At 64.5% G+C, this 12,214-nt stretch carries 10 protein-coding genes; all 10 read left to right on the forward strand.

Going from position 1 to position 12,214, the window contains the following annotated elements:
• Positions 1 to 29 precede the first annotated feature (29 nt).
• The 10 genes from C2U30_RS04940 (at position 30) to C2U30_RS04985 (ending at position 12,164) form a co-directional block, all read left to right on the forward strand.
• Positions 30 to 731 carry a peptidase gene (locus C2U30_RS04940; protein ID WP_049636757.1) on the forward strand — a complete coding sequence of 234 codons (702 nt, stop codon included), beginning with the start codon at positions 30 to 32 and terminating at the stop codon, positions 729 to 731.
• 82 nt (positions 732 to 813) lie between these two features.
• Positions 814 to 1,299, forward strand: coding sequence for a YqhA family protein (locus C2U30_RS04945; protein WP_010674393.1), 486 nt, complete (start codon positions 814 to 816; stop codon positions 1,297 to 1,299).
• A 118-nt stretch (positions 1,300 to 1,417) separates the two neighbouring features.
• Positions 1,418 to 1,867: a hypothetical protein gene (locus C2U30_RS04950; RefSeq protein WP_103243306.1), complete on the forward strand. Its 450-nt coding sequence runs from the start codon at positions 1,418 to 1,420 to the stop codon at positions 1,865 to 1,867.
• Between the two features lie 4 nt (positions 1,868 to 1,871).
• On the forward strand, positions 1,872 to 4,841 hold the full coding sequence (locus C2U30_RS04955) for a YncE family protein (RefSeq protein WP_199767346.1): 2,970 nt from the start codon (positions 1,872 to 1,874) through the stop codon (positions 4,839 to 4,841).
• The gene (locus tag C2U30_RS04960; protein WP_103243307.1) at positions 4,841 to 5,680 is read left to right on the forward strand and encodes an FTR1 family iron permease; all 840 of its coding nucleotides are present in this window, start codon (positions 4,841 to 4,843) and stop codon (positions 5,678 to 5,680) included. The genes C2U30_RS04955 and C2U30_RS04960 overlap by 1 nt, the downstream gene beginning before the upstream one ends.
• A 75-nt stretch (positions 5,681 to 5,755) precedes the next feature.
• Complete coding sequence (locus C2U30_RS04965; protein WP_103243308.1) at positions 5,756 to 7,180, forward strand: NAD(P)/FAD-dependent oxidoreductase; 1,425 nt, start codon at positions 5,756 to 5,758, stop codon at positions 7,178 to 7,180.
• Positions 7,181 to 7,227: 47 nt separating this feature from the next.
• A complete protein-coding gene (locus tag C2U30_RS04970; RefSeq protein WP_103243309.1) occupies positions 7,228 to 7,788 on the forward strand; it encodes a hypothetical protein in 561 nt (186 codons plus the stop codon).
• A gap of 106 nt (positions 7,789 to 7,894) precedes the next feature.
• Positions 7,895 to 9,157 carry a hypothetical protein gene (locus C2U30_RS04975; protein ID WP_103243310.1) on the forward strand — a complete coding sequence of 421 codons (1,263 nt, stop codon included), beginning with the start codon at positions 7,895 to 7,897 and terminating at the stop codon, positions 9,155 to 9,157.
• A gap of 69 nt (positions 9,158 to 9,226) precedes the next feature.
• Positions 9,227 to 10,915: a hypothetical protein gene (locus tag C2U30_RS04980; protein WP_103243311.1), complete on the forward strand. Its 1,689-nt coding sequence runs from the start codon at positions 9,227 to 9,229 to the stop codon at positions 10,913 to 10,915.
• Positions 10,916 to 10,967: 52 nt separating this feature from the next.
• On the forward strand, positions 10,968 to 12,164 hold the full coding sequence (locus C2U30_RS04985) for a Bcr/CflA family multidrug efflux MFS transporter (RefSeq protein WP_049637007.1): 1,197 nt from the start codon (positions 10,968 to 10,970) through the stop codon (positions 12,162 to 12,164).
• Positions 12,165 to 12,214: the final 50 nt, after the last annotated feature.

Consider the following 12,214-nt stretch of genomic DNA (forward strand, 5'->3'; position numbering starts at 1 on the left):
ACCGGGAGAGTCCTGGCGGGAGTGCGGTCATGACCTATTGCGTCGCCATGTGCCTGCAAGACGGCATGGTGTTTGCGTCCGATTCGCGCACCAATGCGGGGGTGGATCACATCGCCACCTTCCGCAAATTGCACCTCTTCACCCGGGAGGACAGGGTGATAGTGCTGCAAAGCGCCGGCAATCTGGCCACCACCCAGAGCGTCATCAGCCTGCTGACGGAGGGGCAGGAGCTCCTTGCCCTCCCCAGCCTCTACGAGGCTGCCGCCCTCATCGGCCAGACCATACGCACCGTCATCAGCCGGGATGGGGGTCAGCAGCAGGGCCATATCAACTTCGGCTGCAACATCCTGCTGGGGGGGCAGATCCGGGGGGAGCGCCACCGCCTGTTCCACATCTATCCGGAGGGCAACTTCATCGAGGCGAGCGCCGACACCCCCTACTTCCAGATTGGTGAGAGCAAGTACGGCAAACCCATCATCGATCGCATCATTCACCATGAGACGCCGCTTCAGACCGCCCTGCAGTGCGCCCTCATCTCCATCGACTCGACCCTGCGCAGCAATCTGTCGGTGGGCTTGCCTCTGGATGCCCTGGTCTATCACGAGGGCAGCTTCTCGGCGGAGAACCTGCACCGCATCACCGAACAGAACCCCCATTTCGTGGCGCTGCGAAAGGCCTGGGGCGAGGGGTTGCAGCAGTTGTTCCAGGGCCTTCCCACCTTCCCCCTCTAGGCCGGGCGGGAGGCGCCAAGGCGCTTTCCCGCTCCTTTCTTTCCGGATATTCTGGCTGCCTTCCTTTTCGATGGAGTTTCCCATGCGCCGCTTCAACGTCATGCTCAACGGCAGCCGGTTGATGATGTTCCCCTTCTATGTCTGCATCCTTATCTGTGTCGCCCTCCTGATGGTGAAGTTCGCCATGCAGCTCTATGTGCTGTGCCGCGACATCATCGACATCCACTATCTGGACCTCATCACGGGGGTACTCACCCTGGTGGACTTCGTGCTGGTGGCCCAGATGCTGATCCTGGTGGCCATCTGCGGCTACGTGCAGTTCATCAAGACCCCGGAGCAGCGAGCGGCCCTTGGCGACAACTGGCTCAGCAAGATCAACTTCGCATCCCTCAAACTCATCGTCATCAACTCCCTGGTGACCATCGCCGGCATTGAGGTGCTCAAAGCCTTCCTCGACGACGGCACCGGCAACGAGATCGAGATGAAGTGGTCGGTCATCGTCTTCCTCGCCTTCTCCACCGCGGCACTTATCTATGCGGTGACCGAGCGGCTGGCGGAGCACAAATAGGGCCCGGCGCCATTCAGGGTCTATTCATCAAGAGCCGAATTGATAACTCTTTTCATTACCCTTACTGCATTGTAAACTTGCTCGCCCCGGGCTGAACCGCCCGGGAGCTGGAGCACCCATGACGAGTCTTTCCCTCTCACCACGACAATGCTGGCAGTGGCTGGCCTATCACCATCAGGCGGCCGAGGGTGCCCTTTATCTGATGTTTTTCTCCGGCCTGCTGCTGTGGGAACCCCTGACGCCGACCTGGTCCCTGGCGCGCTGGAACCTGTTTTTGCACGTCGCCCTCTCGCTCACCCTGTTTCCCCTGCTGTTTGGCGCCTTCTGGCTCTCCCATCGCAGCCTGCTGCGCAAGAGCCGCAAGCCTTTTTTGCGCACCACGGGCCGCATCATCGAGGCCTTGCTGCTGGTCTGTCTGGCCAGCGGCCTGCTGCTGGTACTGCACGGCACCCCGGGGGATAGCCTCGGCAACCTTGCCAGCTGGGCCCACTGGCTGAGCGCCCTCGCGTTGACGCCCCTGGTGCTGCGCCACGCCTGGCGCTGGACCATCTTGAAATGGCGCACCTGATCTTATGTTGAAGTTGTTGTTATCCCTGATGTTGGCCACCCTGTTGCTGGGGACCGCCTCGGCCCGGGAGATGGGCACCGCCATGATTGCCTATGACGAGGGGAGTGCTCCGCGCCTCGTCACCGCCAACCAGAATGCCGGCTCCGTCACCCTGCTCGAGCGGGGCACTGGCAAGCGCCTCAACGAGGTGCAGCTGGGGGGCGATCTGCGCCAGCTGGCCCGCGCCGATGACGGCACCCTGCTGGTCACCGATTACAGCGGCGATCGCCTGCTGCTCTTGGATGATGAACTCGAGCTGGAAAAGGCGATCCCCACCGGCCATAGGCCCTATGGCGTCATCTTCGATCCCAAGCGGCAGTGGTTCTGGGTCACGCTGTTCGAGGGAGGGCGCCTTCAGGCTTATGACAGCACGGGCAACCTCCAGCTGGATGCAAAAACCGCCGAGACTCCCCGCGGGCTGGCACTGACCGACGACGATCGCCTGCTGCTCACCCACGCCATGACAGGCCAGCTCGCCATCTATGACCTTGCCAAGCTTGAGAAAGACGCTAAGGGGGCTACTCTGCCCAAGCCCAAGCTCATCACCCTGGCGGAAACCCACAGCGATACCCCGAGCGACTCCCAGGGATTGCCGCGCCTGCTGGACGGCATCGCCCTCGCCCCCGATGGCAGCGAAGCCTGGCTGCCCCATGTGCTGTGGAGTTTCGACCACCCCTTCCAGTTTCAGAGCACCGTCTTCCCGGCCGTCTCCATCATCGATCTCGATGAAGAGAAGGAGCGGGTCGATGAAAGAAAACAGCTCTTCTTGCAGATCAACCTGCCCAGTGTCGGCAACCGCAGCCAGATCGTCTCCAACCCGTTCGCGGCGCGCTTCGCCGCCGATGGCAAGCGGGTCTACCTGACCCTGGCGGGTTCCGAAGACTTGCTGGTGTTCGACCTGTCGCGCAGCGGCAAGCAGAACAGCAACCGCCACCGCCGCAAGAAGTTTCAGGGGGGCGCCAAGGCGACCCAGCTCGTGCGTCACCTGCCGGGCCAGAATCCGCGCGATCTGCTGATCGATGGCGACCACATCCTGATCCACAACGTCATGGGGCAGGATCTCACCCGCCTCAATAGCGGCGGCAGCGGCCCGTTTGCCCGGGTCACCGTCGATGTGCCCCACTTCGCCAAACTGGTAGAGACCGATCCCCGCCCCGAAGCCCTCAAGCGCGGTGAACGATTGTTCAACCTGGGTAATACTGCCGCCAATAGCCGCTTCCCCATGGCGGGGGACAACTGGATGAGCTGCAACTCCTGCCATCTGGACGGGTTCAACTTCACCAACCGCTATCTGATGGCGGCCCATCGCCAGCAGAGCGGTGACAACGCCATCAACGGCCACGCCAACCTCGCCAACATGGTGGCGGGGGACTTTATCGGCGAATACCTGCGCATGACCCAGCAGACCCAGGGCGGCATGGGTCATGACACCCGCGATGGGGCCGAAGCGGTTGACCCCGCGAGGCCCCAGCCCGAGGTGCAGGCGATGATGGAGGATCTGCACGCCTTCGTGACCAGTGACGGCAACCTCCCCTATCTGGCCAACTGGCTCAGGCTCGATGCCCCGCGCAGGGATCCTGCCAAGGCGCCGACCACTCACCCGAAGGAGTGGCTCAACTCCGCCTCCTGCCAGAACTGCCACCAACAGGCGTTCCAGGACTGGAGCGAGAGCAACCACCGGCTGATGGGCAACTCCCACCCCTACTACAAGGTGGTGCAGGCATTGGCCCGCGAAACCGAGGGCGAAGCCTTCGGCCAGTGGTGCCAGGGCTGTCACATGCCCCAGCAGGTGATGAACGGCCAGACTGATCTGCCCAAGGGCTCCCACATGTTCGAGCAGGGCGGAGCCTCGCTCATTGCCGCCCACAAGGCGGGCGAACCTGTGGTTGAGGAAGGGACTGGCTGTGTGCTCTGTCATCGCATCACCAAGCTCGAGGATGCCGGCGGCAACAGCGCCTTTACGGTCAATTTGAAAGACCGCGAGAGCTATGTGTTCGAAGATGCCCCGGGAGGCAGCCTCCAGCACTGGCTGGCCGAGCGGCAGATCAACGCCCGCCCCGCCATGCACAAGGCCTCCTACCAGAAGGATTTCTACCGGGACGCGGCCCTGTGCAAGTCGTGCCACAACGAGTTTGCCCCGGGCACCGGCGCCAATATCGTCAACACCTGGGATGAGTGGGAAAAATCCAGCTTCGCCAAAGCCGAAGATCCTGCCAAACGGCGCACCTGCATCGACTGCCATATGAACCCCGAGCCGGGCAACGGCGGCGCGCCGGTGGCGGGCCAGTCCACCGAAAACGGCACCGTGAAAGAACGGCTCTATCACCACAACTTTACCGGCGCCCAGCATCAGCTGGTGGGGCTGAGAAGTGCAACCCTCGAGCAGGAGAGCCTGGCGCTCTTGCGCTCCAGCGCCACCCTCTCGGCCCGCATTGAAAACCAGAGTGGCCAACCCGCGCTGGTGGTGAGAGTCGCCAATACCGGCGCCGGCCACGCCCTGCCCACCGGGGTCGCCGATTTCCGTGAACTCTGGCTGGAGCTGACCGTCACCGACGCCAGCGGCAAGCTGGTGCTCCAAAGCGGCCAGCCGGTAAACGGCGCCGTCCCTGAGGATGCGCGGCTATTTAGAAAAGTGTTCGGCGATGCCGAGGGCAAGCCGGTGGGGCTCAAGTTCTGGCGCTACGCCAAGCTCATTGAAGACACCCGCATCCCGGCCGATGGCTGGCGCGATGAAGCCTGGCCGCTGCCGGCGGATGCCCGGGGGCCCTTCAAGGCCGATATCAAACTCAATTTCCGCACCTACCCCAAGTGGGTCAATGATGCGGTGCGCGCCGCCGAGCCGAGCTTGCCGGAGCCACCCATAGTGCAACTCAATCGGCTGCAACTGACCCTGCAGCCCCTCCCCGTCACGCCCGATACGGAGCCTCAATCCTGATGTTCGCAAGTTTTCTCATTACCCTGCGCGAGGGGCTGGAAGCCTTCCTGCTGGTCGGCATCTGCCTCTCCTACCTCGCCAAGCTGGGGGCGAGCCGCTACAACAAGTTCATCTATCTGGGGGTAGGCCTCGGTCTTGTCGCCTCCCTTGTCGTCGCCTTCCTGTTCCAGGTGGTGGTGAGCCAGTTCGAGAGCGAGCGCTACAACCATTTGCTGATGGCGGGGATCCTGATGTTCGCCACCCTGGTGCTCACCTATATGGCTATCTGGATGCAAAAACAGGCCAAATCCCAGGTGGGGGCCATGACGGCGCGCATCGATGCCGCCATCGACGGTGGCAACCTGTTTGGTCTGGTACTGCTCGCCTTCCTGGCGGTGATGCGCGAAGGCTTTGAAACCGTGCTGTTCTTCTCGGCCCTGGTCTACTCCGGGCAAGGGGTGGATCTGCACCAGGGGCTGATGGGGGCGCTGGCGGGGCTGCTGGTCTCTGTGGTGCTGGTGTGGGGGCTGCTGCGCTCCACCCGCAAGGTGGCGCTGGCCCCCTTCTTCCGCTGGACCGGCTTGCTCATCATCATCATCGCCGCAGGCTTGCTCTCGTCCGCCGTCAACATGTTGCAGGCAGCGGACGTCATCACCTTCTGGACCACGCCGGTCTTCAACATCAGCCACATCCTCGACGATCAGGGGGTATTCGGCACCTTCCTGCGCGCCCTGTTTGGCTACAACGCCTCACCGGCCGGCCTGCAATTGCTGACCTGGGCCTGCTACCTCATCATCTTTGTCACCCTCTGGCATCGCAGCTATCGCCCCCAGGGGAGCGCCGCTCCGACCAGGGGCTGAGCCCGGGGATCACACTCTGTTCGGGAGCCGCGCACAGGCGCGCTCCCCCAGCTATCACGCCGTTTCGGAACACTCATGAACGACAACAACAAGAAGCACATTGCGGTGCTGGGCGCCGGCCCTGCCGGTCTGATGGCCGCCTGGCGCCTGCGCCAGGCCGGTTTTGCGGTCACCCTGTTCGAACAGGAGCCGGTCGTGGGCGGCATGTGCGCCACCCAGACCTTCAAGGGGCGCGACGGCGAGTATCGCTTCGACTACGGCGGCCACCGCTTCATCACCAAGAACCCCGAGCTGCTCGCCTTTATCGACGAGCTGATGGGGGACGACCTGCTCCACGCCGAGCGCAAGAGCGTCATCCGCTTTGGCGGGCGCACCTACGACTACCCCCTGAACCTGCCCAATTTGCTCAAGACGGCGCCGCTGGCCCTGATGGCCGGTGCGGTGAAGGATCTGCTGCTGTTGCCCTTTGCCAAGAAACCCACCGATTTTGCCAAGGCGAGCTTTGCCGAGTGGATCCAGAGCCACTTCGGCCGTACCCTCTACCGCCAGTTCTTCGAGGGCTACACCGGCAAGTTGTGGGGCATCAACCCGGACCAGCTCTCCGCCGACTGGGCTGGCCAGCGCATCAGCCTGATTGACCTTAAAGACGTGGCGCGCCGCCTGTTGCCAAGGCGCAACGGCAGCATGTCGGTGCGCACCTATGCCCGAAAATATCGTTATCCAAAGTATGGGTTCGGCCAGATATTCACCACGCTCGGCGAACGGCTGGTGGCAGAGGGGGTAGAGCTCAAGACCGGCGCCACCATCACCCGTCTCGAGCAGGCTGATGGCCGTATTGAACGGGTGTATTGGAAACAAGATGACGTTGAACAGAGCGAGCGCTTTGATCAGGTGATCTCCACCCTGCCGCTGCCGCTTACCTGCCAGCATCTGGGCTTGCCGTGCGATCTGCACTATCGGTCGCTTCGCTTCGTCAATATGCCCCTCAAACAGGAGAACCTGTCGGACAATACCTGGCAGTACCTCTCCGACCCCCATATTCTGGCGACCCGTCTGCAGGAGCCGCGCCGGCGCAGCCCCTTTATGGCGCCTCAGGGGCAAACATCCGTGATGCTGGAGATCCCCTGCAACCCGGGGGATGCCACCTGGCAGGCACCGCTCTCTGATCTGCGCGGTCGGGTCACCGCCGATCTCGCCAGCCTCGGCGTCGATACCGCCAAGCTCGGCGATGAGACCTTCGAAGCGCGCAGTGAATACGCCTATCCGCTGATGGATCTGGGTTATCAGGCCCGCCGCAACGAAGCCATCAAGGCGCTGATGCCGATAGGCAACCTCATCATGACCGGCCGTCAGGGGACATTCCGCTACATCTTCACCGACACCGCCATGGAGATGGGGATGATGGCCGCAGACATGGTGATCGACGGGGTGGACAGACGTCACGCCATCTTCAATCATCGCAACGAAAATACCGTCATTGAAACCCAGAGCGTGGCCTGAGTGCCGCGCCATGGGCATAACCTCTTGGCATAAGTAAGGAGAACAGGATGACCATCCGCCCGGGTTTACTTGCCCTCACCCTGCTGCTGACCCTCTGCGGTCAGGCGCAGGCCTACTCCTACGCCGCCGCCGGCAAGGAGCCGCTGATCGATGCCCGCGAGGCACTGCTGGGCGCAGCCACTGACGGCAAGGATGCCAGCGCCACCTTGAGCGAGATTGCCGAGGAGCTGACCTATCTGGAACAGCACCACAAGGTCGAGCTGCAAGCACCGCTGGCAGCCGCCATCAAGGCCAAAGACGCCGCAGCCACCGCCGCCCTGCTCAACCGGGCCTACAAGGCGGAGATCGAGCGCCGCCTCGAGGGGGCCAGCCAGAACCTTGGCGACTACCAGACCGCCAAGGTGCTGGTGGTCAAGAGCAAGCGCTTCTTGGATTTGATCCTCCCCTCCCTGAATGAAGGAGATCGCAAGGCCGCCGAACAGGCGCTGGCCAAGGTGCTCGATGCCATCGGCAACCCGGGAGTGTTCGGGGTGGGTGCCAAACCTGCCGATGCCGCTGCCTTTAGCGATGCCGAAAAAGCGCTGATGGCCGTGCTGGCGCCGCTTTGATGACCTCTCATCGATGATGACGACCCCCCTCATCCCCACCCCTTCTCCCGCAAGGGGAGAAGGGGGGCGTCATCACGGCCGATTACGCTTCGCTAATCGACCCTACTTGCTGATCCTGCTGCAACTGGCCTGGCTTGGCTGGCTGCTGACCTTCCCCGTGGCGCTCGATTCCGACGATGCCCTCAACTTTGCCCACGGGGTGGTGCGCTTCAGCGTGCTGGAGTTCTCCCCCCACTTTCCGGGCTACCCCGCCTTTATCTGGCTGGCGCGGCTGATCAATCTGGCGGTGGACGAGCCGGCCCGCGCGGTGCAGTGGGCCAGCCTCTTGGGGAGCAGCTTGCTGGCGCCGCTCGCCGCCTTCCTCGCGGCCAGATTGTGGCAGCGGCCCAGCCTGCTGGCGCCTGTCTGGCTGCTGGTGCTGGCCTTGCCGCTCACCCCGACCCTGGCGCTCTCCGGCCTGTCCGACGGGCCTGCGCTCGCCGCCTGGCTGGCCGCGCTGCTGGCCTTGCTGCATCGCAAAGCGGCCCTGGCAGGTCTCTTGCTCGGCCTGATGCTAGCGCTGCGCCCCTCCTACTTCGTGTTGGCCCTGTTGCCCCTTTGGCTGGGGATGGCGCAGCAGGGCGCGCGCGTCAGGTTTGTGCTCCCCATCGCGCTGGTAGGGCTAGCCTGCCTGCTGTTTGTCTGGCAGGCCGATGGCTGGGCCTATTTCAGCGAGGGGCGCCGCTTTACCGACGGCCACTTTACCCTGTGGGGCAACACGGCGGCAGCCCACGGGGATCGACTGCTGAGCTGGGCGAATACCTTCAACGATCAGCTCACCCCGCTCTGGCCCCTCTTGATGGGGGCCTTGCTGATACTGCCGCTCTGGCAACGCTCAAAGGATCACAATCCAGCCCCCTCCGTGCTCTGGCCCCTCTACTGGCTCGTTCTGCTGCTGTGGACCCTGGTTGGCCAGAATCCGGACAATCCCCGTCATCTGGCACCCATCACCCTGCTCGGCCTCGTGCTGCTGGCAGGCTGGCTGCCACGCCGAGGAGTTGGGCTGGTCGCGTTGGCCGGATTGCTGCTGCTCGCGGTGACCTTCACCCCACCCCGCCCATCCGCCATGGTGCAGGCGGCCAGAGTCGCCGAAAAAAACTGCCCGGCGCTGGTGACCCAGTGGGGAGTGAGGCTGCTTAGGGAAACCACAACCCTGCCCGTCACCGACGGCTGGTACCGGGGGGATGCCGCCCTTGCGCTCACCCAGGGGGCCTGCCGCCTCAGCCGCCGCCCCCTGGGGGCAGAGGCGCTACCAGGCCCTTATGACACCCTCTGGTTTTCCCCCCGCTTTCACGCCGAACCCGGCCTCTGGCTCGCCCTGCCCCGCTGAACCGGGCACTTGCGAGGGCATCGCACGACTCGTCTACACTCACAGCCGGGTCTGTCAGGAACCAGTGCAATGGAAAGAAACACGAGCGGAACCAGGGAGGGGATCCGGGTCGCGCTGGCCCTGTTGCTGGCCTGCGCCCTGCTGATGCTGCCGCTCTGGTGGCAGGGGGGCAGCCAGGGACACGATCTGTTTCATCACCTGCTCTCCGGCCACTACTTTGCCCGCCAGCTCTGGCAGGGGGAACTCTATCCCCGCTGGCTGATGGCCATGAACGGCGGCTTCGGCAGCCCCACCTTCTTCTTCTATCCCCCGCTCCCCTACTACGTCAGCGCCCTCTTTGCCGGGCCCGGTGCCCACCCCCAGCAAGCCATCTACCCTTTGCTTGGCAGCGCCACCCTGGCCCTGCTGCTCTCCGGGGTGTTTGCCTATCTGTGGCTGCGTGCCACCACGCCCCCTGGCCGGGCCCTGGCCGCCAGCCTGCTCTATCTGGCGCTGCCCTATCATGTCGCCATGGATCTCTATGCCCGCTTCGCCCTGGCGGAGTTCTGGGCCTTCGCCTGGGCTCCCCTTATCCTGCTGGGGCAGGATCTCGCCCACCGCGGACCACCTCAGGGGTTGCCCCTGCTGATCCTGGGGCTGGCGCTGCTGGCCTTCTCCCACCTCCCCAGCCTCTTGCTCATGATGGGGCTGGTCACCTTGCGCGCCTTCTGGTTCGCCAGACGCACCCGCACTCTGACGCCCTGCTGGCAAGCCCTCGGCGCCCAAGGGGTGGGGCTTTGCATGGCAGCCGCCCTGCTGCTGCCCGCCCTGGCGGATCAGGGGGCCATCTCCATGGAGCTGATGCGCGGCGGCATGTTCGACTACAGGCGCAACTTTCTCGACCGCCTGCCCAGCGCCTGGGAGGACTGGCGTTTTCGCGGTCACCTGGCGTGGCAGAGCATGCTGACCCTGGCCCTGCTGCTCATCGCCTGGGCCGCCGCCCGGGAGCCGCGTCACCCCGAGCTGCTGTGCTGGGGGGCGATCGGCGTCGTCGCCTTCCTGATGATGCTGCCCCCGAGCCAGCCTCTCTGGAGCCTGCTTCCCCCCTTGCAGCGGGTGCAGTTTCCCTGGCGGCTCAACCTGGTGCTCGCCCTTGCCACGGTCGCCGTGGTGGCGCTCGGCACCCAGCCCCATCGTCTCTGGCAGGGGCTCTGGTGGGGAGTATTTCTGCTGACCCTCCTCTCCACCCTGGCCTATGTGCGTCACGCCCCCCTCACCCAGGCCCCCGAACGGGAGGCCATGGCATTCGAGTTCGACAGCAAGCGCAGTGCCCGGGAATACAGGCCAAGGCAGGTGCCGGGGGGCATGTTCGCCCCGACCCTGCTCGCCTGGAAGGAGGAGTTCCAGCCGCCTGTCAGCGCCGAACCGCCAGGCGCGAGCTGGAGCCTGACCCGCTGGCAACCCCGCGCCCTGGCGCTGGAGGTCAAGGCCCGGGTGCCGACCCGGCTGGTCCTGCACCAATACCATTACCCCGGCTGGGAGGCCCGCCTCGACGGGCACCTGGCGCTGACGGTGAGCGCCAATCGCCAGGGGTTGATGCAACTCTGGGTTCCGGCGGGCCACCACAGCCTCACCCTGACCCTGGCGGCACGCTGGCCGGAGCGCACCGGCAATGCCCTCTCCCTGCTCGGATGGCTTGCCTGGCTCTGGCTGCTCTGGCGCCACACCCGACAAAAGGGCATCGGGCAGGATGCACCTGATCGCGCCCGCCAAAACTGATAGACTCAACACCTGCCCCTTAACCCGGCCCAGCCCACGACTCGGATACCCTATGCCCCAAGCCAGCTCCCTCTCCCCCCGTTTCCTCTTCATCCTGCTCGGTGCCCTGGCGGGCCTGACTCCCCTCGCGGTGGACATGTATCTGCCCGCCATTCCCGCCATCGCCCGGGATCTGGCTACCAGCATCGACGGCGCCCAGCTCACCATCAGCGCCTTCCTGGGGGGCTTTGCCATCGGCCAGCTCTTTTACGGGCCGCTCGCCGACAGCTTCGGCAGAAAGCCGGTGATCCTGGCGGGCCTGACGATGTTTGCCGTGGCCTCCGTAGGCTGCGCCATGGCGGACTCCCTGCCTGAGCTCCTGGCCTGGCGCATGTTGCAGGCCGCAGGGGGCGCCGCGGGTTCCGTGGTGGTCAACGCCCTGCTGCGCGACCTGTTCGAGAAGGATGCGTTTTCCCGCGCCATGTCCTTCGTCATCCTGGTGATGACCCTCGCCCCCCTGGTGGCCCCCGTGGTGGGGGGGTACATTAGTGCTCACAGCGACTGGCGGGTGATCTTCTGGCTGCTGGTGGTCATCAGCCTGCTCATCTGCCTGGTGATGCAGTGGAAGATTGAGGAAACCCTCAAACCCGAGCACAAGCAGCCCCTGCGACTCGGGCAGGTGCTTCGCAACTACTGGGGGGTGCTCTCCCACCGTGGTGCCATGGGCTATGTGCTGTGCGGCGCCCTGTCGAGCTCCGGCATGTTCGCCTTCCTGAGCGCCTCCCCCTATGTCTACATCGAGTATTTCAAGGTGCCGACCGAGCACTACGGCTGGCTCTTTGGCCTCAATATCCTGCTGATGATGGTGGTCACCTTCGCCAACAGCCGGCTGGTGAAAGGGGTGGGTGCCGAACGCATGCTGCGATACGGCCTGACCGTGCTGCCGCTCGCCGGGGCCCTGCTCATCTACAACGCCTGGAGCCAGACCGGCGGCCTGTGGGGCATCGTCATCCCGGTGGTGCTCTTCGTCGGCCACATCAGCCTGGTGGGGGCCAACGCCATGACCGGCCTGATGGGCCACTTCCCCCAGTCCGCAGGCACCGCCTCGGCGCTGGCTGGCACCCTGCGCTTTGGCCTTGGGGCCCTGGTGGGGGTCCTGGTCAACCTCAATCCCCCCGAATCGCCGCTCCCCATGGCCATCGCCATCGCCGGTTGCGGCCTGGGGTCGGCCCTCAGTTACTGGCTGCTGAGCGGCAAGCGCGTCCCCTGATGCCTTGCAATGAAAAAGCCCTGTCCATGGACAGGGCTTTTTCATTGCAA

Source organism: Aeromonas sp. ASNIH5 (assembly GCF_002902865.1).
Lineage (GTDB): Bacteria > Pseudomonadota > Gammaproteobacteria > Enterobacterales > Aeromonadaceae > Aeromonas > Aeromonas caviae.